The 22,795-nt window shown below is 53.6% G+C and carries 20 protein-coding genes; 14 read left to right on the top strand and 6 right to left on the bottom strand.

All coding sequences use genetic code 11. The annotated features are described in order from the left end of the window. The 12 genes from murD (at nucleotide 1) to mutT (ending at nucleotide 14,395) form a co-directional block, all read left to right on the top strand. Nucleotides 1-1,317, top strand: coding sequence for a UDP-N-acetylmuramoyl-L-alanine--D-glutamate ligase (gene murD / locus V4835_RS19875; RefSeq protein WP_063143347.1), 1,317 nt, complete (start codon nucleotides 1-3; stop codon nucleotides 1,315-1,317). Next, on the top strand, nucleotides 1,317-2,561 hold the full coding sequence (ftsW, locus tag V4835_RS19870) for a cell division protein FtsW (protein WP_023310395.1): 1,245 nt from the start codon (nucleotides 1,317-1,319) through the stop codon (nucleotides 2,559-2,561). The genes murD and ftsW overlap by 1 nt, the downstream gene beginning before the upstream one ends. Next, nucleotides 2,558-3,622 (top strand): undecaprenyldiphospho-muramoylpentapeptide beta-N-acetylglucosaminyltransferase, encoded by a 1,065-nt coding sequence (gene murG, locus V4835_RS19865; protein ID WP_023334504.1) that lies wholly within the window; start codon nucleotides 2,558-2,560, stop codon nucleotides 3,620-3,622. Before ftsW ends, murG begins: the two co-directional genes overlap by 4 nt. 56 nt (nucleotides 3,623-3,678) lie before the next feature. Further along, nucleotides 3,679-5,154 (top strand): UDP-N-acetylmuramate--L-alanine ligase, encoded by a 1,476-nt coding sequence (murC, locus tag V4835_RS19860; protein ID WP_033144631.1) that lies wholly within the window; start codon nucleotides 3,679-3,681, stop codon nucleotides 5,152-5,154. Then, entirely contained in the window at nucleotides 5,147-6,067 is a 921-nt protein-coding gene (locus V4835_RS19855) for a D-alanine--D-alanine ligase (RefSeq protein ID WP_331413395.1), read from the top strand. Before murC ends, V4835_RS19855 begins: the two co-directional genes overlap by 8 nt. Before the next feature lies 1 nt (nucleotide 6,068). Further along, nucleotides 6,069-6,911: a cell division protein FtsQ gene (gene ftsQ / locus V4835_RS19850; protein WP_023334507.1), complete on the top strand. Its 843-nt coding sequence runs from the start codon at nucleotides 6,069-6,071 to the stop codon at nucleotides 6,909-6,911. Beyond that, nucleotides 6,908-8,164, top strand: a complete 1,257-nt coding sequence (gene ftsA / locus V4835_RS19845; RefSeq protein ID WP_023334508.1) for a cell division protein FtsA — start codon at nucleotides 6,908-6,910, stop codon at nucleotides 8,162-8,164. The genes ftsQ and ftsA overlap by 4 nt, the downstream gene beginning before the upstream one ends. 63 nt (nucleotides 8,165-8,227) lie before the next feature. Further along, entirely contained in the window at nucleotides 8,228-9,379 is a 1,152-nt protein-coding gene (ftsZ, locus tag V4835_RS19840) for a cell division protein FtsZ (protein WP_008501978.1), read from the top strand. Nucleotides 9,380-9,480: 101 nt separating this feature from the next. Continuing rightward, nucleotides 9,481-10,398: a UDP-3-O-acyl-N-acetylglucosamine deacetylase gene (gene lpxC / locus V4835_RS19835; protein WP_008501977.1), complete on the top strand. Its 918-nt coding sequence runs from the start codon at nucleotides 9,481-9,483 to the stop codon at nucleotides 10,396-10,398. A 279-nt stretch (nucleotides 10,399-10,677) separates the two neighbouring features. Then, nucleotides 10,678-11,181, top strand: a complete 504-nt coding sequence (secM, locus tag V4835_RS19830) for a secA translation cis-regulator SecM (RefSeq protein WP_074147218.1) — start codon at nucleotides 10,678-10,680, stop codon at nucleotides 11,179-11,181. A gap of 58 nt (nucleotides 11,182-11,239) precedes the next feature. Further along, on the top strand, nucleotides 11,240-13,945 hold the full coding sequence (secA, locus tag V4835_RS19825) for a preprotein translocase subunit SecA (RefSeq protein WP_063143352.1): 2,706 nt from the start codon (nucleotides 11,240-11,242) through the stop codon (nucleotides 13,943-13,945). A 57-nt stretch (nucleotides 13,946-14,002) separates the two neighbouring features. Continuing rightward, a complete protein-coding gene (gene mutT, locus V4835_RS19820; RefSeq protein WP_023310403.1) occupies nucleotides 14,003-14,395 on the top strand; it encodes an 8-oxo-dGTP diphosphatase MutT in 393 nt (130 codons plus the stop codon). A gap of 34 nt (nucleotides 14,396-14,429) precedes the next feature. On the opposite strand, the gene yacG is transcribed toward mutT, so the two are convergent. The 3 genes from yacG to coaE are packed head-to-tail and all read right to left on the bottom strand — an operon-like array spanning nucleotide 14,430 to nucleotide 15,997. Beyond that, a complete protein-coding gene (gene yacG / locus V4835_RS19815; protein WP_023310404.1) occupies nucleotides 14,430-14,624 on the bottom strand; it encodes a DNA gyrase inhibitor YacG in 195 nt (64 codons plus the stop codon). A gap of 9 nt (nucleotides 14,625-14,633) precedes the next feature. Further along, the gene (gene zapD / locus V4835_RS19810) at nucleotides 14,634-15,377 is read right to left on the bottom strand and encodes a cell division protein ZapD (protein ID WP_331413393.1); all 744 of its coding nucleotides are present in this window, start codon (nucleotides 15,375-15,377) and stop codon (nucleotides 14,634-14,636) included. Beyond that, on the bottom strand, nucleotides 15,377-15,997 hold the full coding sequence (gene coaE / locus V4835_RS19805; RefSeq protein WP_331413391.1) for a dephospho-CoA kinase: 621 nt from the start codon (nucleotides 15,995-15,997) through the stop codon (nucleotides 15,377-15,379). The genes zapD and coaE overlap by 1 nt, the downstream gene beginning before the upstream one ends. 228 nt (nucleotides 15,998-16,225) lie before the next feature. Between coaE and V4835_RS19800 the strand changes: the two genes are divergently transcribed. Then, nucleotides 16,226-17,269: a GMP reductase gene (locus V4835_RS19800; RefSeq protein ID WP_063143355.1), complete on the top strand. Its 1,044-nt coding sequence runs from the start codon at nucleotides 16,226-16,228 to the stop codon at nucleotides 17,267-17,269. Nucleotides 17,270-17,312: 43 nt separating this feature from the next. Here V4835_RS19800 and hofC read toward each other — a convergent pair whose 3' ends face one another. From hofC to ppdD, 3 genes are read right to left on the bottom strand one after another with little or no spacing between them, the layout of a single operon-like run. Then, the gene (gene hofC / locus V4835_RS19795) at nucleotides 17,313-18,497 is read right to left on the bottom strand and encodes a protein transport protein HofC (protein WP_331413388.1); all 1,185 of its coding nucleotides are present in this window, start codon (nucleotides 18,495-18,497) and stop codon (nucleotides 17,313-17,315) included. Next, nucleotides 18,487-19,869: a type II secretion system protein GspE gene (gene gspE / locus V4835_RS19790; protein WP_331413386.1), complete on the bottom strand. Its 1,383-nt coding sequence runs from the start codon at nucleotides 19,867-19,869 to the stop codon at nucleotides 18,487-18,489. The genes hofC and gspE overlap by 11 nt, the downstream gene beginning before the upstream one ends. A 10-nt stretch (nucleotides 19,870-19,879) precedes the next feature. Further along, nucleotides 19,880-20,281, bottom strand: coding sequence for a prepilin peptidase-dependent pilin (gene ppdD, locus V4835_RS19785; RefSeq protein WP_331413385.1), 402 nt, complete (start codon nucleotides 20,279-20,281; stop codon nucleotides 19,880-19,882). A gap of 40 nt (nucleotides 20,282-20,321) precedes the next feature. Here ppdD and V4835_RS19780 point away from each other — a divergent pair, with 40 nt between their 5' ends. Continuing rightward, nucleotides 20,322-21,884: a recombinase family protein gene (locus tag V4835_RS19780; RefSeq protein WP_199986287.1), complete on the top strand. Its 1,563-nt coding sequence runs from the start codon at nucleotides 20,322-20,324 to the stop codon at nucleotides 21,882-21,884. The last annotated feature ends 911 nt before the right edge of the window (nucleotides 21,885-22,795 follow it).

The raw sequence follows: 22,795 nt of genomic DNA, 5'->3' as shown, positions 1-22,795 counted from the left end.
ATGGCAGATTACCAGGGCAAAAAAGTCGTTATCATCGGGTTGGGCCTCACTGGGCTCTCCTGCGTGGACTTTTTCCTCGCACGCGGCGTGACGCCACGCGTGATGGATACGCGTGTCTCTCCGCCGGGTCTGGACAAACTGCCGGAACAGGTTGAACGCCACCTTGGTGGTCTGAATGATGACTGGCTGCTGGCAGCCGATCTGATTGTCGCCAGCCCGGGTATGGCGCTAGCGCATCCTTCGCTGAGCGCTGCCGCGGATGCGGGCGTTGAGATTGTCGGCGATATCGAGCTGTTCTGCCGCGAAGCGCAGGCGCCCGTTATCGCCATTACCGGTTCTAACGGTAAAAGTACCGTCACCACCCTGGTGGGTGAAATGGCGAAAGCGGCGGGCAAGAACGTCGGCGTTGGCGGTAACATTGGCTTACCTGCTCTGATGCTGCTGGACAAAGGCTGCGAGCTGTATGTTCTCGAGCTTTCCAGCTTCCAGCTGGAAACGACCTCCAGCCTGCACGCTGCGGCTGCGACGATCCTCAACGTGACTGAAGATCATATGGACCGGTATCCATTTGGCCTGCAGCAGTACCGTGCCGCCAAGCTGCGCGTTTATGAAAATGCCAAAGTCTGCGTTGTTAACGCCGATGACGCGCTGACCATGCCCGTACGCGGTGCAGACGATCGCTGTATCAGCTTCGGTATCACGATGGGTGATTACCACCTGAACCGCCAGCTGGGCGAAACCTGGCTGCGCGTGAAGGGTGAGAAAGTGCTGAACGTGAAAGAGATGAAGCTCACAGGTCAGCACAACTATACCAATGCCCTTGCGGCGCTGGCGCTGGCGGATGCAGTAGGTCTGCCGCGCTCCTCCAGCCTGAAAGCGTTAACCACGTTTTCTGGCCTGGCACACCGTTTCCAGCTGGCGCTGGAGCACAACGGCGTGCGCTGGATCAACGACTCCAAAGCGACCAACGTGGGAAGCACGGAGGCCGCGCTGAACGGCCTGCACGTCGACGGCACGCTGCATTTGCTGCTGGGCGGCGACGGTAAATCCGCTGATTTCTCCTCCCTGAAGCCGTATCTCTCCGGTGATAACGTCCGTCTTTACTGCTTCGGCCGTGACGGCAGCGAGCTGGCTGAACTGCGCCCTGACGTTGCCGAGCAAACCGAAACCATGGAACAGGCGATGCGCCTGATTGCTCCTCGCGTGAAGCCTGGCGATATGGTGCTGCTCTCTCCGGCCTGTGCCAGCCTCGATCAATTCAAGAATTTCGAACAGCGTGGTGATGTCTTTACCCGACTGGCGAAGGAGTTAGGCTGATGCGTTTATCTCTCCCTCGCCTGAAAATGCCGCGCCTGCCAGGATTTGGGATCCTGGCATGGGTGTTTGCGGCGCTCAAAGGCTGGGTGATGGGCTCTCGTCAAAAAGATAACGACAGCCTTGTCATGTACGATCGCACGCTGTTCTGGCTCACAATGGGGCTGGCGGCGGTTGGCTTTATTATGGTGACGTCAGCCTCAATGCCTGTCGGACAGCGTCTGGCGAACGATCCTTTCCTGTTTGCCAAGCGTGATGGTCTTTACATCATCCTGGCGTTTTGTCTGGCGCTGGTGACCTTGCGTCTGCCGATGGAGTTCTGGCAGCGGCACAGTACGGCGATGCTGATCGCCTCGATTATTATGCTGCTGATCGTACTGGTGGTGGGGAGCTCTGTTAACGGGGCATCGCGCTGGATCGCCTTTGGCCCGCTGCGTATTCAGCCTGCGGAATTTACCAAGCTTTCCCTGTTCTGCTACCTGGCTAACTACCTGGTGCGTAAGGTAGATGAAGTGCGTAACAACCTGCGCGGCTTCTTAAAACCGATGGGTGTGATTCTGGTGCTGGCGGTATTACTGCTGGCGCAGCCTGACCTCGGTACCGTTGTCGTGCTGTTCGTTACCACCCTGGCCATGCTGTTCCTGGCGGGCGCGAAGCTGTGGCAGTTCATCGCTATCATCGGGATGGGGATTTCGGCGGTTGTGCTGCTGATCCTCGCCGAGCCTTACCGTATTCGCCGTGTGACCTCGTTCTGGAACCCGTGGGAAGATCCGTTCGGCAGCGGTTACCAGCTGACGCAGTCGCTGATGGCCTTTGGTCGCGGTGAAGTCTGGGGGCAGGGTCTGGGTAACTCGGTACAGAAACTGGAGTATTTACCGGAAGCGCACACTGACTTCATCTTCTCCATTATTGCGGAAGAACTGGGTTATATCGGTGTGGTATTAGCGCTATTAATGGTATTCTTCGTCGCTTTCCGCGCCATGTCTATCGGCCGGAAAGCGCTGGAGATCGATCACCGCTTCTCAGGATTCTTAGCCTGCTCAATTGGTATCTGGTTTAGCTTCCAGGCATTGGTTAACGTCGGGGCCGCAGCGGGTATGCTGCCGACCAAAGGTCTGACGTTGCCGTTGATCAGTTATGGTGGTTCGAGTCTGTTGATCATGTCGACAGCCATCATGTTTTTGTTGCGCATAGATTATGAAACGCGTCTGGAAAAAGCCCAGGCGTTTACACGAGGTTCACGATGAATCAACCGAAGCGGTTAATGGTGATGGCAGGCGGTACCGGCGGACACGTGTTCCCGGGACTGGCGGTTGCGCACCATTTAATGGATCAGGGCTGGCAGGTACGCTGGCTGGGAACCGCAGACCGCATGGAAGCCGATCTGGTACCGAAGCACGGTATCGAGATCGACTTTATTCGTATTTCCGGCCTTCGGGGCAAAGGCCTCAAGGCAATGCTGCTGGCACCGGTGCGTATTTTTAACGCCTGGCGTCAGGCTCGCACCATCATGAAGCGCTTTAAGCCCGATGTGGTGCTGGGCATGGGCGGCTATGTCTCGGGTCCTGGCGGGCTGGCGGCGTGGTCGTTAGGTATTCCCGTCGTGCTGCATGAGCAGAACGGTATTGCCGGTCTGACCAACAAATGGCTGGCGAAAATCGCCACCAAAGTTATGCAGGCGTTTCCCGGCGCGTTCCCGAAAGCGGACGTGGTGGGTAACCCGGTGCGTGTGGACGTGCTGGCGCTGCCGCTGCCGGACGCTCGCCTGACGGGCCGTGAAGGGCCGGTTCGTGTACTGGTCGTCGGCGGCTCTCAGGGCGCGCGTATCTTAAACCAGACGATGCCGCAGGTAGCCGCAAAGCTGGGGGACGCCGTGACGATCTGGCACCAGAGCGGAAAAGGCGCTCAGCAGACCGTTGAGCAGGCTTACGCAGACGAAGGTCAGCCGCAGCATAAAGTCACAGAGTTTATCGACGACATGGCGGCAGCGTATGCCTGGGCCGATGTCGTGGTCTGTCGTTCAGGTGCGCTGACGGTGAGCGAGATCGCCGCCGCCGGTCTGCCGGCCCTGTTTGTGCCGTTCCAGCACAAAGACAGACAGCAGTACTGGAATGCGCTCCCGCTTGAGAAAGCCGGTGCCGCGAAGATATTTGAGCAGCCACAATTTACCGCCGACGCGGTCGCCACCACCCTGGCGGGCTGGAACAGAGACGCACTGCTGGAGATGGCGCAACGCGCGCGCGCGGCCGCTATCCCTGATGCGACGGAACGGGTGGCAAAAGAAGTGAGCCTGGCAGCCCAGGCTTAACCCTCGCAGCGCGTGTTGCGCTGCACGAATTTTAAGTAGTCGATGGCGTTTAGAGAATGAATACACAACAACTGGCAAAACTGCGTTCAATCGTGCCCGAGATGCGTCGCGTCCGGCACATTCACTTTGTTGGCATCGGTGGTGCTGGCATGGGCGGTATTGCCGAAGTGTTAGCTAACGAAGGCTATCAGATCAGCGGGTCTGACCTGGCGCCAAACCCTGTTACGCAGCAGCTGGCGTCGCTTGGGGCGACTATCTATTTCAACCATCGTCCGGAAAACGTGCGCGATGCGAGCGTGGTGGTGGTCTCGAGCGCCATCTCCTCTGACAACCCGGAAATCGTTGCCGCGCACGAAGCGCGCATTCCGGTGATCCGTCGTGCAGAAATGCTGGCGGAACTGATGCGTTTCCGTCACGGCATCGCCATTGCCGGGACCCACGGTAAAACCACGACCACGGCGATGGTCTCCAGTATTTATGCGGAAGCGGGTCTCGACCCGACGTTCGTCAACGGCGGTCTGGTCAAAGCCGCAGGCGTACATGCGCGTCTGGGCCACAGTCGTTATCTGATTGCTGAAGCGGATGAGAGCGACGCGTCGTTCCTGCACCTGCAGCCGATGGTGGCGATTGTCACTAACATCGAAGCTGACCATATGGATACCTACCAGGGCGACTTCGAGAACTTAAAGCAGACCTTCATCAACTTCCTGCACAATCTGCCGTTCTATGGACGCGCGGTGATGTGCGTAGACGATCCGGTTATCCGCGAGCTGCTGCCACGCGTGGGTCGTCAAATCACCACTTACGGCTTCAGCGAAGACGCTGACGTCCGCGTGGAAGAGTACAAACAGATTGGCGCGCAGGGACACTTCACGCTGGCGCGTCAGGACAAAGAGCTGCTGCACGTCACGCTGAATGCGCCAGGTCGCCATAACGCCCTCAATGCCGCAGCGGCAGTGGCCGTTGCGACGGAAGAAGGCATTGACGATGATGCGATTCTGCGCGCGCTGGAAAGCTTCCAGGGCACCGGCCGTCGCTTCGACTTCCTCGGTGAATTCCCGCTGGACGCCGTGAACGGTAAAGCCGGCACAGCGATGCTGGTGGACGACTACGGCCACCATCCGACCGAAGTTGACGCCACCATTAAAGCCGCACGTGCAGGCTGGCCTGACAAAAATCTGGTGATGGTCTTCCAGCCGCACCGCTTCACGCGTACGCGCGATCTGTATGACGATTTCGCCAGCGTCCTGTCACAGGTAGACACCCTGTTAATGCTGGATGTGTATGCCGCAGGCGAGACGCCGATTCCAGGAGCCGACAGCCGTTCTCTGTGCCGCACCATCCGTGGGCGCGGTAAAGTTGACCCTATTCTGGTTTCTGACCCTGCACAGGTGGCGGAAATTCTGGCTCCGGTCCTGACAGGTAACGATTTGATTCTGATTCAGGGCGCGGGAAATATCGGCAAAATCGCCCGTACCTTAGCTGAAATCAAACTGAAGCCGCAAACCCAGGAGGATGAGCATCATGGCTGATAAGATTGCTGTCCTGTCTGGCGGCACCTCCGCCGAGCGCGAGGTTTCCCTGAATTCCGGCGCGGCCGTGCTGGCGGGCCTGCGTGAAGGTGGCGTCAATGCGCACCTGGTCGACCCAAAAGAGGTCGACGTGACGCAATTGAAAGCCATGGGCTTCGATAAAGTCTTTATCGCTTTGCATGGTCGTGGCGGTGAAGACGGCACCCTGCAGGGGCTTCTGGATTTGATCGGCATGCCGTACACCGGCAGCGGCGTGATGGCCTCCGCTATCTCTATGGATAAACTGCGCAGCAAGCTTCTGTGGCAGGGCGCGGGGTTACCCGTTGCGCCATGGGTTGCGCTGACGCGTCGCGAATTTGAATTGGGCCTGCCGGATAGCGTTAATGCACGCATTGCTGAACTGGGCTTACCGGTTATTGTAAAGCCCAGCCGGGAAGGCTCCAGCGTGGGAATGTCCAAAGTCGACAAAGCTGAAGATCTTTCGTCCGCTTTAGCACTGGCATTTCAACATGATGAAGAAGTTCTGATTGAAAAATGGCTCAGCGGGCCGGAATTTACCGTCGCGATGCTTGGCGAAGAAATTTTACCGTCAATCCGTATCCAACCGGCCGGAACCTTCTATGATTATGAGGCGAAGTATCTCTCTGATGAGACGCAATATTTCTGCCCTTGTGGTCTTGAAGCTGAGCGTGAAGCAGATTTACAGTCCCTGGTGCTTAAAGCCTGGCATGTTCTGGGTTGCCGCGGCTGGGGACGCATCGACGTGATGCAGGACAGTGATGGACAATTTTATCTGCTGGAAGCCAATACCTCTCCGGGAATGACCAGCCACAGCCTTGTGCCGATGGCCGCGCGTCAGGCGGGGATGAGTTTCTCGCAGTTAGTCGTACGCATTCTGGACCAGGCGGGCTGATATGTCTCAGGCTGCATTGAACACGCGCAACCGCGATGACGAGGACGAATACACCTCTTCACGCCGCAGTAATGGAACGCGTCTTGCAGGCATCATTTTCCTGCTCGGGGTGCTGTGCACCGTGTTTATCAGCGGCTGGATGGTCCTGGGCTGGATGGAAGATGCGCAGCGGTTACCGCTTTCTAAGCTGGTGGTTACCGGTGAGCGTCACTACACGCGTAACGACGATATTCGTCAGTCAATACTGGCGCTGGGCTCGCCTGGCACCTTTATGACGCAGGACGTCAATATTATCCAGAGCCAGATAGAACGTCTGCCATGGATAAAACAGGCGAGCGTAAGAAAGCAATGGCCTGATGAATTGAAGATTCATCTGGTTGAATATGTGCCCATTGCGCGTTGGAATGATCAGCACATGGTTGACGTAGACGGAAATTCCTTCAGCGTCCCGGCCGATCGTGTCAACAAGCAAAATTTACCGATGTTGTATGGCCCTGAAGGCAGCGAAAACGAAGTGTTACAAGGTTTTCGCGAAATGGGTCAGGTGCTGGCGAAGGACAGGTTTACGTTAAAAGATGCAGCCATGACGGCGCGCCGTTCCTGGCAGCTGACGTTAACGAACGGCATTAAGCTCAACCTGGGACGCGGCGACACAATGAAGCGTCTGGCGCGTTTTGTCGAACTTTACCCGGTTTTACAGCAGCAGGCACAGACTGACGGCAAACGGATAAGCTACGTTGATTTGCGCTATGACTCAGGCGCAGCAGTCGGTTGGGTACCGGCTCCGGTCGAGGAACCTAATCAGCAACAGAATCAGGCACAGGTACAGGCAGAACAACAATGATCAAGGCGACGGACAGAAAACTGGTAGTTGGACTGGAGATTGGCACCGCGAAGGTTGCCGCTTTAGTAGGGGAAGTTCTGCCCGACGGTATGGTCAATATCATTGGCGTAGGCAGTTGCCCGTCCCGTGGTATGGATAAAGGTGGGGTTAACGATCTTGAATCGGTGGTGAAATGCGTTCAGCGCGCCATCGATCAGGCTGAATTGATGGCAGATTGCCAGATTTCTTCTGTCTATCTGGCCCTTTCTGGTAAGCACATTAGCTGCCAGAACGAAATTGGTATGGTGCCGATTTCCGAAGAAGAAGTGACGCAGGAAGACGTTGAAAACGTCGTGCACACGGCGAAATCCGTGCGTGTCCGCGACGAACATCGCGTGCTGCATGTCATCCCGCAGGAATATGCGATTGACTACCAGGAAGGAATCAAGAACCCGGTCGGTCTTTCTGGCGTACGTATGCAGGCAAAAGTGCACCTGATCACATGTCACAACGATATGGCGAAGAACATTGTAAAAGCCGTTGAACGTTGTGGCCTGAAAGTTGACCAACTTATTTTCGCGGGTCTGGCGGCAAGTTATTCCGTGCTGACCGAAGATGAACGTGAACTGGGTGTCTGTGTGGTCGATATTGGTGGTGGTACAATGGATATCGCCGTGTATACCGGCGGTGCGTTGCGCCACACCAAAGTGATCCCTTATGCCGGGAACGTTGTGACCAGCGATATTGCTTACGCTTTTGGTACGCCGCCGAGCGATGCAGAAGCGATTAAAGTGCGCCACGGCTGTGCGCTGGGGTCTATCGTTGGCAAAGATGAGAGCGTTGAAGTGCCGAGCGTCGGTGGTCGTCCACCGCGTAGCCTGCAGCGCCAGACGTTGGCAGAGGTGATTGAGCCGCGCTATACCGAGCTGCTCAACCTGGTCAACGAAGAGATTTTACAGTTACAGGAACAGCTTCGTCAGCAGGGTGTTAAACATCATCTTGCGGCGGGGATTGTATTAACCGGCGGTGCAGCGCAAATTGAAGGTCTTGCGGCCTGTGCTCAGCGCGTGTTCCATACGCAGGTGCGTATCGGTGCGCCGCTGAATATCACCGGTTTAACGGATTATGCTCAGGAGCCGTATTATTCAACGGCTGTGGGCCTGCTCCACTACGGGAAGGAATCTCATCTCAGTGGTGAAGCAGAAGTGGAAAAACGCGTCTCAGTGGGGTCGTGGGTCAAACGGCTGAACAACTGGTTGCGAAAAGAGTTTTAATTTTTTTAAGAGACCGGAGAGAATTAGCGGTCTCGGGCGACAGGCACAACGGAGAGAGAAATTATGTTTGAACCTATGGAACTGACCAACGACGCGGTGATTAAAGTCATCGGCGTCGGTGGCGGCGGCGGTAACGCCGTAGAGCATATGGTGCGTGAACGCATTGAAGGTGTTGAATTCTTCGCAGTTAACACCGATGCGCAGGCACTGCGTAAGACAGCTGTAGGCCAGACTATCCAGATCGGCGGTGGTATCACCAAAGGGCTGGGAGCAGGGGCTAACCCGGAAGTCGGTCGCAATGCGGCTGAAGAAGATCGTGAAGCGCTGCGCGCTGCACTGGAAGGTGCGGACATGGTCTTCATCGCAGCAGGTATGGGTGGCGGTACCGGTACCGGCGCAGCACCTGTTGTGGCAGAAGTGGCAAAAGATTTAGGTATCCTGACCGTTGCTGTCGTGACCAAGCCTTTCAACTTTGAAGGCAAGAAGCGTATGGCCTTCGCGGAGCAGGGTATCACCGAGCTGTCCAAGCATGTGGACTCGCTGATCACCATCCCGAACGACAAGCTGTTGAAAGTTCTGGGTCGCGGCATCTCCCTGCTGGACGCATTCGGTGCAGCAAACGACGTGCTGAAAGGCGCGGTTCAGGGTATCGCTGAACTGATTACCCGTCCTGGCCTGATGAACGTTGACTTTGCAGACGTTCGCACCGTGATGTCCGAAATGGGCTACGCGATGATGGGCTCTGGCGTGGCGAGCGGTGAAGATCGTGCAGAAGAAGCAGCTGAAATGGCTATCTCTTCTCCACTGCTGGAAGATATCGATCTGTCTGGTGCGCGCGGCGTGCTGGTCAACATTACCGCTGGCTTTGACCTGCGTCTGGATGAGTTCGAAACCGTGGGTAACACTATCCGTGCGTTCGCCTCTGACAACGCTACCGTGGTAATCGGTACTTCCCTTGACCCAGAAATGAACGACGAGCTGCGTGTGACGGTTGTTGCGACTGGTATCGGTATGGACAAACGTCCTGAGATCACCTTAGTGACCAACAAGCAGACTCAGCAACCGGTAATGGATCGTTACCAGCAGCACGGTATGTCTCCTCTGACTCAGGAGCAGAAACCGGCCGCAAAAGTGGTGAACGACCCAACGCCGCAAACGGCGAAAGAGCCAGATTATCTGGATATCCCGGCGTTCCTGCGTAAGCAAGCTGACTAAGAATTGGCTGGAATTAGGGGATTTGCGCTCTTTGTGCTAAACTGGCCCACCGTTAGTGATATACACTCTCGGTTGGATAGTTAATTTGGCGAGATTATACGATGATCAAACAAAGGACACTTAAACGTATCGTTCAGGCGACTGGTGTCGGTTTACATACCGGCAAGAAAGTCACGCTGACGTTACGCCCTGCGCCGGCCAATACCGGGGTCATCTATCGTCGCACCGACTTGAATCCACCGGTAGATTTTCCGGCCGATGCCAAATCTGTGCGTGATACTATGCTCTGTACTTGTCTGGTGAACGAGCATGACGTGCGGATTTCTACCGTAGAGCACCTGAACGCCGCCCTGGCGGGTCTGGGTATTGACAACATTATTGTTGAAGTCGATGCGCCAGAAATCCCGATTATGGATGGCAGTGCTGCACCGTTCGTCTATCTGTTGCTGGATGCTGGCATCGAAGAACTGAACTGCGCGAAGAAATTTGTACGCATCAAAGAGACCGTTCGCGTCGAAGATGGCGACAAATGGGCTGAATTCAAACCGTACAATGGTTTCTCGTTGGACTTTACCATCGACTTTAACCATCCGGCGATTGACTCCAGCACCCAACGCTATGCGATGAACTTCTCTGCCGATGCGTTTATGCGCCAGATCAGCCGAGCCCGTACATTTGGCTTCATGCGTGATATCGAATATCTGCAGTCCCGCGGCCTGTGCCTGGGCGGCAGCTTCGATTGTGCCATCGTTGTTGACGATTATCGCGTACTGAACGAAGACGGCCTGCGTTTCGAAGATGAATTCGTTCGTCACAAAATGCTGGATGCTATCGGCGACCTGTTCATGTGTGGTCACAACATCATTGGTGCATTTACCGCGTTCAAATCCGGTCATGCGCTGAACAACAAACTGTTGCAGGCCGTCCTGGCAAAACAGGAAGCCTGGGAATATGTGACCTTCGAAGACGAAGCTGAACTGCCGCTGGCTTTCAAAGCACCAAGCATGGTTCTGGCGTAACGGTTCAAACCGTTTCGTAAAAAAATCGACTGGTTAACCTGGTACTCTCTCCGACCAGGAAGACCAGTCGTTTTTATTTTTACCCTTCTTCGTTTGCCCCAGCGTCATCTCTCGTTTGTCTTACGCAGAAAATGTGTGCGTTAGCTGCATTCTTGACCGTTTTTCCCCGCGGCGACACCTCATTCCTGCTGATGTATATTGGCTTTAGTGATACTATCTGGGCGCTAAAAAGAATAACTGAACTCAGCCTCTGCAAGGCTGGCTTATTGGGTGGAGCAGGTGAGCGGAATACTGACGCGCTGGCGACAATTTGGCAGACGTTACTTCTGGCCGCATCTCTTATTAGGGATGGTCGCGGCGAGTTTCGGCTTGCCTGCGCTCTGCAACAGTGCCGAAGCGGCGACGCCCGCAAAAACCTCTACCACTAAACACGATCTCAACACGCGGGTTAACTTTACTAACCTCGCGTGGCTTGAAGCCAACCGCCGCCCAAACTTCTCGGTCGATTACTGGCACCAGCACGCTATCCGCACGGTTATCCGCCATCTGTCCTTCGCGATGGCGCCGCAGGCCATGCCTGTTGCGGAAGAGACGCTGCCGGTGCAGGCTCAGCATCTTGCCCTGCTGGACACGCTCAACGCGCTGCTCACGCAGGACAGCCAGCCGCCGGTCATGGTTCGCCAGACGACGCAACGTGCGTTGGTTTCACCGGTTTCATTCTCTGTTTCAACCTGGATTAGCCAGGCCCACGGCATTCGCGCCGGGCCGCAACGCCTCAGCTAAATTAACTTTTTCAATACCTTAATTTATCTGCCCACTCTGGGGCGTTTGAGAATTTATTATGCTAATCAAATTGTTAACTAAAGTTTTTGGTAGTCGTAACGATCGTACCCTGCGCCGTATGCGCAAAGCTGTTACCGTCATCAACGGTATGGAACCGGCGATGGAGAAGCTCTCTGATGACGAGCTGAAAGCGAAAACGGCGGAATTCCGTGCGCGTCTCGAAAAAGGCGAAACCTTAGAAAGCCTGATCCCGGAAGCGTTTGCTGTCGTGCGTGAAGCAAGTAAGCGCGTATTCGGCATGCGTCACTTCGACGTTCAGCTGCTGGGTGGTATGGTGCTTAACGAGCGCTGCATCGCGGAAATGCGTACCGGTGAAGGTAAAACCCTGACCGCAACGCTGCCTGCTTACCTGAACGCGCTAACCGGTAAAGGCGTTCACGTCGTTACCGTCAACGACTATCTGGCGCAGCGTGACGCCGAAAACAACCGCCCACTGTTCGAATTCCTCGGTATGACCGTCGGCATCAACATGTCCGGCCTGCCTGCGCCAGCAAAGCGCGAAGCGTATAACGCGGACATCACCTACGGCACCAACAACGAATACGGCTTCGACTACCTGCGTGACAACATGGCGTTCAGCCCGGAAGAGCGCGTACAGCGTAAACTGCACTATGCGCTGGTGGATGAGGTGGACTCCATCCTGATCGATGAAGCGCGTACCCCGCTGATCATCTCCGGCCCGGCTGAAGACAGCTCCGAGATGTACCGTAAAGTCGACAAAATCATTCCACACCTGCTGCGTCAGGAGAAAGAGGACTCGGATACCTTCCAGGGTGAAGGCCACTTCTCCGTAGATGAAAAAGCGCGTCAGGTGAACCTGACCGAACGCGGTCTGGTGAAAATTGAAGAGCTGCTGGTCGCTGAAGGCATCATGGAAGAGGGCGAGTCCCTGTACTCCCCAAGCAACATCATGCTGATGCACCACGTGACCGCTGCACTGCGCGCCCACGCGCTGTTCACTCGCGACGTCGATTACATCGTAAAAGACGGCGAAGTGATCATCGTCGATGAACACACCGGCCGTACCATGCAGGGACGTCGCTGGTCTGACGGTCTGCACCAGGCTGTGGAAGCCAAAGAAGGTGTGGATATTCAGAATGAAAACCAGACGCTGGCGTCTATCACCTTCCAGAACTACTTCCGTCTGTACGAGAAGCTGGCGGGCATGACCGGTACTGCTGATACCGAAGCGTTTGAATTCAGCTCTATCTACAAGCTGGATACCGTGGTTGTTCCAACCAACCGTCCGATGATCCGTAAGGATATGCCGGACCTGGTGTACATGACCGAAGCGGAAAAAATTCAGGCAATCATCGAAGATATTCGCGACCGTACTGCCAATGGCCAGCCGGTTCTGGTGGGGACCATCTCCATCGAGAAATCTGAAGTGGTTTCGCACGAGCTGACGAAAGCGGGCATCAAACACAACGTTCTTAACGCCAAATTCCACGCCAAAGAAGCGGACATTGTTGCGCAGGCGGGTTATCCGGCTGCCGTGACCATCGCCACCAACATGGCGGGTCGTGGTACCGATATTATGCTGGGCGGTAGCTGGCAGGCTGAAGTGGCGGAGCTGGAAAACCCAACGCCAGAACAGATTGCCCAGATCAAAGCCGACTGGCAGGTTCGTCATGACGCCGTTCTGGCTTCCGGCGGTCTGCACATCATCGGTACAGAGCGTCATGAATCCCGTCGTATCGATAACCAGCTGCGTGGCCGTGCGGGTCGTCAGGGTGATGCCGGTTCATCCCGCTTCTACCTGTCGATGGAAGATGCGCTGATGCGTATTTTTGCCTCCGACCGCGTGTCCGGCATGATGCGCAAGCTGGGGATGAAGCCTGGCGAAGCCATTGAGCACCCGTGGGTGACTAAAGCGATCGCTAACGCGCAGCGTAAAGTGGAAAGCCGCAACTTTGATATTCGTAAGCAGCTGCTGGAATATGATGATGTGGCTAACGATCAGCGTCGTGCAATCTACACCCAGCGTAACGAACTGCTGGACGTGTCCGACGTGAGCGAAACCATCAACAGCATTCGTGAAGATGTGTTTAAAGCCACCATCGACGCGCATATTCCACCGCAGTCTCTGGAAGAGATGTGGGATATCGAAGGCCTGCAGGAACGTCTGAAAAATGACTTTGACCTTGAGCTGCCAATCAAAGAGTGGCTGGACAAAGAGCCTGAGCTGCACGAAGAGACCCTGCGTGAACGTATCTTTGAAACCGCGCTGGACGTCTACAAGCGTAAGGAAGAAGTCGTTGGTGCTGAGATGATGCGTCACTTCGAAAAAGGCGTGATGCTGCAGACGCTGGACTCCCTGTGGAAAGAGCACCTGGCGGCGATGGACTACCTGCGTCAGGGTATCCACCTGCGTGGCTATGCGCAGAAAGATCCGAAGCAGGAATACAAGCGTGAATCCTTCTCCATGTTTGCCGCTATGCTGGAGTCACTGAAGTACGAAGTGATCAGCACCCTGAGCAAGGTTCAGGTGCGTATGCCAGAAGAAGTGGAAGCGATGGAGCAGCAGCGTCGTGAAGAAGCCGAGCGTCTGGCACAAATGCAACAGCTGAGTCATCAGACCGACGACAGCGAAGCCGCAGCGGCGATCGCCGCGCAGACCGGCGATCGTAAAGTGGGTCGTAACGATCCGTGCCCGTGTGGTTCCGGTAAAAAGTACAAGGCGTGCCACGGCCGTCTGAGCTAAGTACATAAAAAACCAAAAAGGCGCAGATATCTGCGCCTTTTTTATGGAAGTGACAATATGAAAATACTGCAAATTGCCGTCGGGATTATTCGCAACCCGCAAAACCAAATCTTCATCACCCAGCGCGCTGCCGACGCCCATATGGCGAACAAGTGGGAGTTTCCGGGTGGTAAAATCGAGTCAGGTGAAACGCCGGAAGAGGCGCTGGTTCGGGAGCTTCAGGAAGAGGTGGGGATCACTCCGCTTGGCGCAACGCTGTTTGATAAGCTTGAGTACCAGTTTCCGGACAGGCACATCACGCTGTGGTTCTGGCTGGTGGAAAACTGGGAAGGTGAACCCTGGGGAAAAGAGGGACAGCCGGGTAACTGGGTGGAACTCCAGGCAAGTGATGCCGAAAAATTCCCGCCAGCTAATGAGCCCGTGATCCTGCGGTTAGTCGCACAACCGTAGGCCTGCTAAGCGAAGCGCCAGCAGGCTTTACAGGTTACTGCTGGGTTTCACTCCAGTCATCGCTGTCCGAGAGATCGCCTTCGCTTGGAATGCGTTTCTCTTCCGCCGCCCATTCGCCCAGGTCAATGAGCTGACAGCGCTTGCAGCAGAATGGGCGGAACGGACTCACTTCGCCCCAGACAACGGTTTTGCCACAGGTTGGGCAGCTTACGGTGGTGACATCAGACATCGGCACTCCTTAACAACAGGCCAGTTCAAAATCGAGACGTTCCGGCACGGTGCCATTTTCACTGTCCAGCGGCATAAAGCGAATCGCAAAGCGGCTCTTATGCCCGGAAATCTGTGGGTAAAGCTGTTCGCCAAGAGACAGATTGAGACGCAGAAGATCGGCATCATCACCGTTATCCTGGAAGAAACCATTCAGGCTGGTTTGCTTGCGGAACGGCGCAGAGTTACGGATCAGATCGAGGATCAGCGACAGCGTCTGGTGCATTGGCTCCAGGCTTGCCAGCCAGCTGTTCACCTGCGCGTCACGCTGCGCCTGTGGCATATGTAGCCACATATGCAGCGTCGGCAGGTCGAAGCTACAGCAGCCGCCAGGGATGCTCAGGCGCTGGCGCACCAGGCCAATCAGGCGGTCTTCACGCAAAAACTGCCCGACGCGCGGCGCGGCCATCAGGATGGTGCTATTGCTTTTCAACTGCTGGCGGAGCGCGTCGATACGGCTCTGATCTACGCCGGGAACTTCTGTCCATGCCTGCAACTTACGCTGCTGGCGCTCCAGCTCTTTGAGTAATTCTGTGCGGACATCACCGCGTTCAATCACATCCAGCAGATCGCCTACGTTGCGGAAGAAGTGCAGCGCCGTGGCATGATCGTTAACAGGCAGATGTTGTGAAAGTTGTTGAATAAGGAATTCGATACGCAGCCAGGTGCGCATTTTTTCGTTGAGCGGATGCTCAAAAAGGATGTGTGTCGACATTATGGTTTTTCCTGTGCAACGGCCTGCGCGGCGAACGACAGATACTGCGCGTGCAGACGGGCAACATCCGATGCAATGGCATCTGGTGCGCCGTTATTATCAATGACATCATCCGCCACGGCAAGGCGCTGAGCGCGCGTAGCCTGAGCGGCAAGAATTTGTTCAGCATGCTCCCGCGAGACGCGATCGCGCGTCATGGTTCGCTGGATTTGCGTTTCGGGAGAGACATCAATCACCAGCACCCGATCGGCTTTCATATGCAGCTGATTTTCAACCAGTAGCGGAACCACCCACAAGACATAGGGCGAGCGGGCTGCGGCTATCTGACGCTGAGTTTCCTGGTGGATGATGGGGTGGAGCAGGGCATTAAGCCAGACTTTTTCCGCAGAATCGGAAAAAATGCATTCGCGAAGCTGACGGCGATTCAGTGTGCCATCGGTATTGATGATGGCCTGACCAAAATGTTCTGCGATGGCCTTTAGCGCGGGTGTATTGGGCTCTACCACCTGGCGGGCAATGATATCGGCATCAATAATCGTGATACCCAAACGAGAAAAAGCGTCCGCAACGGTACTTTTACCACTACCGATGCCGCCGGTTAATGCGACGATATACCCCATTAAATCAAATCCTGGGAATTATTCATTATTAAAATCAGTTGATTAAAATTCTAAGGTGCGCCAGCAACTGTTTAGCCCCGTTTACCGGCTTTTTACCAGGTAAATTTATAGGATTGTAGCGTAAAAAAAGAGAATTTCGCAGTCTTGCGGAGCAGGTATTAGTGCGTATGATAACGTCACTGGAGTTGTGCTTTTAACATATTTGCCTCTAACCCCAGGAATCCGCACATGCGTATCGAAGAAGATCTGAAGTTAGGTTTCAAAGACGTTCTTATCCGCCCTAAACGCTCTACACTGAAAAGTCGCTCAGACGTTGAACTCGAACGTCAATTCACCTTTAAGCATTCCGGTCAGACCTGGTCTGGCGTGCCGATCATCGCTGCCAACATGGATACTGTGGGAACCTTTGAGATGGCAACTGCCCTGGCACAGTTCGACATTCTCACCGCCGTTCACAAACATTACAGCACTGAAGAGTGGAACGCGTTTGTTGCGTCCGCGTCCGCTGACGTGGTGAAACATGTGATGGTCTCCACCGGTACCTCCGATGCGGATTTCGAGAAGACCAAACAGATCCTGAATGCTAACCCGGCACTCAACTTCGTCTGTATTGACGTGGCGAACGGTTACTCCGAGCACTTCGTGCAGTTCGTCAGCAAGGCGCGTGAGGCCTGGCCGACGAAAACCATCATCGCGGGCAACGTGGTGACCGGTGAAATGTGTGAAGAGCTGATCCTCTCCGGTGCAGATATCGTGAAAGTAGGTATTGGCCCGGGCTCCGTGTGCACGACACGCGTCAAAACCGGCGTCGGTTATCCGCAGCTTTCCGCAGTCATTGAATGCGCCGACGCGGCGCACGGTCTGGGCGGCCAGATCATCAGCGATGGCGGTTGTACCACGCCGGGCGATGTTGCGAAAGCCTTCGGCGGCGGCGCGGACTTCGTGATGCTCGGCGGTATGCTGGCAGGCCACGAGGAGAGCGGTGGTACCGTTGTTGAAGAGAACGGCGAGAAATTTATGCTGTTCTACGGCATGAGCTCTGAATCCGCGATGACCCGTCACGTCGGTGGCGTGGCAAAATACCGTGCGGCAGAAGGCAAAACCGTGAAGCTGCCTCTGCGCGGCCCGGTTGAATACACCGCACGCGATATCCTCGGCGGTCTGCGCTCGGCCTGCACATACGTTGGGGCATCCCGCCTGAAAGAGCTGACGAAACGTACAACGTTTATTCGCGTTCAGGAACAGGAAAACCGCGTATTCAATAGCCTGTAATGGCTTCGGCTGGCGCATGTCCGTGCGCCAGCACTGTTCTGCACTAGCCCGCGCTCATCGCATCCCCCAGATGGAAAATCGGCAGGTACATTGCCACTACCAGCGTGCCGATAATGATCCCTGTCACAATCAGAAGCACTGGCTCGAGAAGTGCCGCCAGATTATCTGCCCGTTGAAAGGTCTGTTCCGTGTGATGCCGGGCAAGGTTTGCCAGCATGACGTCCAGCGCGCCTGACATTTCGCCGGTGCGTAAAAGCTGGATACACAGCGGGGTGAAGATGGCCGCTTTCTGAAAGGATGACCAGACGGGGAGGCCTTTTTCAATCTCCTCCCGAACGCTGCACAGTATTCCCCGCCAGTAGCGACTTTCAACGGTCTCCTCCGCACTCTCCAGTCCCTGTAAAAACGGGATGCCGGCCTGCTGCGTGAGCGACAGCACGGTAAAGATGTGTCCCAGTTTTTGACCTTTTGCCAGTGCGCCCAACACGGGCGTGTGCATCAGCATGCGCTGCCCGCGAGGGTTCTGTCGCAGAGCCCAGGCGGCGGCTAAGGGCGCTAATAACGCGGTGAACAATGCAAGGGCATATGACTGCATAAATGCGGCCATCCCCATGACCATTTGCGTCAGCAGTGGAAGCGGAGTGTTAAACGTTTTGTAGATAGCGGCAAACTCGGGCAAGACCAGGGTGACCATCGCCAGCACCACGAGTACGGCCAGCGACAGGACGATCGCCGGGTAGCGCAGCGCCTTTCTCACCTTCGCACTGAGCTGCTGCTGCGCTTTTTGCTGCTGCGCGAGCTGGCGACAGCACTCCTCCAGCTTCCCTGTAAGCTCACCGGTTTTCACCATCGAGACATGCAGCGGGCTAAAAACGGCTGGCCACTTTTTTAGCGACTCAGAAAAGGGGGCTCCCTCACTGAGTTCATCGGCAATGCTTTGCAGCAGCGCCTGCCACGGTTTTAACGGATGCTGTTCTGCCAGCATCTGCAGGCTGTGGGACAATGTCAGCCCGGCCTGCAGAAGCGTTGCGAGCTGGCGAAACATCTCGTAGCAGTGATGTGGCCGCAAGCGGTGTCGCTGAGCGCATCGGGTTAGCGTCAGAGGATGGAGGTTGCTGCGCATCAGCCTGGTGTAGGCGGCATTGCGGTCTGTGGCCCAGAGCGTCCCGCTTCGGGGTTCTCCTTCCTGGGTGAGCGCTCGCCAGCGCCAGAGCCGATTAGCAGCCATCGGGCATGCCCAGGACGCGCACCAGCTCTTCGAGCGTGGTCAGCCCTTGTTCGACGGCCATGCAGCCGTGCTCAAAAAGAGAAATCATTCCCGCCTGCCGGGCGCTCGCCTCTATCACTTCTGTTCCCGCCCCGCTGGCAATGGCCTGCCGCAGGGCATTGTCGATCGCGAGTACTTCAAAAATGGCCACGCGGCCATAATAACCGTGATAGCAACGGTCGCAGCCGATGGGCTGCCAGCGTGGAAGCGGTCTGGACCATACGGCGCGCGGCAGCTCAGCATGCTCGCTGGCTTCCCGACGACAATGTGGGCACAGACGCCGGACCAGACGCTGGGCAATCACCATCGACAGCGCGGAAGATATCATCCAGCGCGCGACGCCCATCTGCTCCAGGCGAACCAGGGTTTCCGTCGTCGAGTTAGTGTGCAGCGTTGACAGCACCAGATGCCCAGTCTGGGCGGCATTAATGGCAATGTCTGCCGTTTCGCCGTCACGGATTTCGCCGACCATAATGATGTCTGGATCCTGACGCAGCAGCGCCCGCAGCACGCTCTGGAATGTTAAACCCGCCCGGGGATTAATCTGCGTCTGGTTTAATCCCGCAAGGGGGATCTCAATGGGATCCTCCACGCTACAGATGTTCACGTCAGGGGTGTTACGCGCCTGCAGCGCGCTGTACAGCGTCACGGTTTTACCGCTGCCGGTAGGGCCGGTGACCAGAATCAGCCCCTGCGGCTGGTGGAGGATCTCATTAAAACTGGCCAGCTGTTCAGCACTCATGCCAAGCGCGTTTGGCTCAAGGGCCTGCTGAACCTGATGCAGCAGACGCAGCACAATTTTCTCGCCGCCGCTGCAGGGAAGCGTCGCGATCCGAAACGAGACCGGCGCGTTTGCCAGCTCAATCGTAAACTGGCCGTCCTGCGGTAAACGGCGTTCTGCAATATCCAGGTTACCCAGCACTTTTAAACGTGCGCTGAACAGGCTTGCCAGCGAGGCGGAAAGCGGAGGCTGGGGGCAAAGAACCCCGTCGATGCGTAAACGGATCTGGCACGCGTGCTCCATCGGTTCGATATGAATGTCGGAGGCGCGTTGGTTGATTGCCTGCTGCAGCGTGTGGTTGAGAATATCCACCGTTGAGTGCGTTTGCGAAACAACGGGCAGATGCGATTGTGACGTTAGCTGCCGGTGTTTTTCCATGCGCTCAGCGCTCCAGCACTCAATATCAATCCGTTTCTGGGTCGCGAAGCGCAGCGCCTCCATCAGTTCAGCCGCGGGGCTGCCCACGACGGCGATGCTGACCATGTCACTGTCGCTGGTGAGCAGCAGAGCCTGATGGCGCAGGCAAAGCGCTACGAGTTGATCGGTATTCATTATCCGCTCCTCAGTTGTTGTCGAAGCGGAAAACGTCTTCGCAGGCCTGTTTCAGGGCGCTGTCAGCACTGATGCTGCAGTCGCGCGTCCAGCCCGTCATACCGTTGCCGTCGCTCCACCGTGGCGTCATGGTTACCGTCAGCCCGTTAAGACTCTCCTGTCCTGTTAAGGTTACGATCCCTTTCGCCACGCTCATTCCTGAAACGTAGCGTGTCGTGGTGGGGGAAGGGATACCGTTACTGCCGGCATCGCAGCTCTCCACGCCACCGTGATCTAGCGCGCAAAGCTCAATGGCCGTACGGTAGGGAACAAAGGTTTGCAGCATATCGGTCAGCGCCGCCTTGCGCAGGTAGTTCTGATAGGCGGGAACGCCGATGGCGCTGAGAATCGCAATGATGCCAATGACCACCATGATATACTGCTTATTACTGTTGTGATCTTAGGAAAATTAAATGAAAAAAGCGGTGTATTGCTATGCTCGCGTCAGTTCGAGAGGACAAGCTAAAGATGGCTATGGTATGTCGAGACAGCAAGAAATGCTGCGAGATTACGTTGCTGCATACGATGATTCTCAACATAACCGTGGCTATGAGTTGGGGGACATAAGTTGGTTGTATGCTGAAGGTGTGTCTGCGTATAGCGGAAAAAATATCGAAGATGGTTCTGTACTGAAAACCTTTATAGATGATGTGTTACAGAAGAAGATCACTAATTCCGTATTAGTCATTGAAAACCTTGACCGTTTTAGTAGAGCCGCACCGAACCGAGCAGCAGGGTTGTTCTTGAGTCTGATTAATGCAGGATGCGATATCCATGAGGTGGAAACAGAAATGATACATCACCAATATAGTGATCTGAATATTATTTCAGGCGGCTTACAGCGAGCACATAATGAAAGTAAACGCAAAGCTCGTTTAAGTATTAAAAATTGGGATGAAAGAATAAAAAACACCATCGACGGAACGTCTGTTTTAACTCATCGCGTGCCATCCTGGATTGAAGTAAAAAACAACAAATATGTATTAAAAAAAGGTGAGTCAGAAAAGTACAATCTTATTTTTAAAATGTATGCTGACGGGTTTGGGCCTGCAGCAATCCGTGATGAGCTAAAAAAGAGAGGAATGCAGATAAATGAAAGAGAACCAACAATCAATCACTTAATGAAAATAATTAAAGATCAGAGGCTTATAGGTAGGTTTAATTCTACAGGGCGTAAAATTTTAGATGGTATGTCTATCTACCCTGTCGTTGTTGAACCAGAATTATTTGAAGCGGTTAATGATTTAAGAAAGCAAAGAAACCCATTAGGGAAGATAAATGTAAAGGCAAATAATTTATTTGCAGGTTTATGCATATGTATGAATTGTGGAAGATATGTGCAAGTTAACAGTGTTGATAAAAAAGGTGATACATATTTTCGATGTGGCGGAAGCCTTGTAAAAATAGATAAATGTAAAGAGAGAGGTTTTAAGTACAAGATTGTAGAGAATGCGTTACTAGAACATCTCAGGAATTTTGACTTCTCTATGTTGAGAAGTGATGATAATGACATACAGGTTAAAATAAACTATCTTTCAATGGAGTTAGTTTCTAATGAAAAATACAGCAATGAAATTCTAGCTGATCTTGAAAAAGAAGACATACCTGACCCTAATGATAGGCGTATACTGAAAAACATTCAACGTCGTATTAGTGAGATCCGAAATGAAATTACTATACTGAAACAATCAAATATTGGCTACGAAACTTTTAATGATCTAAAAGATTCATATACTGATGATTTGCTAGACCCAAAAAATACAAAGTTAAGGCTTGATTTTAATGTAAAGGTTAAGCGTGTTATTAAAAATATAAAAATGAAGCGTTATGATAATACTATCATGCTGGTTGTGAGTTATGTCGGCGTTAATGAGAAACAAGCTATGGTAATTAATAGTAAGACAGGAGAGGTTGTTTTTATGGCAGTGCAAAATGATGATCTAAAATCAATTGAGTACTTAATTAATAATGATTAAACTATTATTAGTGAAATAAAATTTACTTATATGGTATAATGTTGTAGTAAATACATTGTCGTATTATAAAATAAATGAAACGAATTAAAATAATGTGGTATAATATAGATGTAAAACTCTGCTTGATAGTACTGAAGTACTAATGATTAAAAACCTGATCCTATCGAAAATGTAGATGGCAGTTGAGAAGTTCAAGCAGTTCGATGTGCAAATGAGACCCGTACCAATTTCCCGAGCGTTAATCCGATACCAAATACTAAGGAACGCAGGAGTTACGGCAATGCGGCACAATAAAAAAGTACAATAAACAGATAAGTACTTTCTAGATAGACATATAGGTTCGCACCTGAGTAATTTGTTAAGGGAGTTTCTTTAAAACAATGCGATGGATTTTATATAGTATAGAACCATCCAAAATTTAAAGAAACAAGTATTGGTTTGATTGTATAGACTCAGTACTAAGTCGTGTTATGTTTAAAGCACGGACCGTTGCATATGAACTGCGATATGGGAGAATACAGAGCAACCCGCTTCCGTACTCATAGCTTTAGATGGTATTGATCCGTCTAAAATTTGAGTAAATCGCAATACAATATTTCGATGACTATCATCGTCAGAATAAATCAAGTACACAATTCGTGTACTTTTTTATTGTTTTCATCCCCCGAGTGGGGGGATGAAATTTCTCAACAAATCTCGTCAGGATAGATCGTGTTAAACGAAGCAAAGCGAATAAGTATGTTGAAATACAAGCGGCGATAGCAAGCGAAGTACTTTAACATACTTTAGAGAGTGCTAACGAAGTTAGTACTTGATATTCTTTAATAAAATATGATCAATGTTTCTGCTATGAACTTCTTGTTGTTTTTTTATGAATGAAGTAATCTCATGATAGGTTTGTATATGACTGA

Origin of the sequence: Enterobacter cloacae complex sp. CARB60 (genome assembly GCF_036487345.1) — a bacterium.
Classification (GTDB): domain Bacteria; phylum Pseudomonadota; class Gammaproteobacteria; order Enterobacterales; family Enterobacteriaceae; genus Enterobacter; species Enterobacter asburiae_D.
This window is presented reverse-complemented; position numbering and strand designations above follow the sequence as displayed.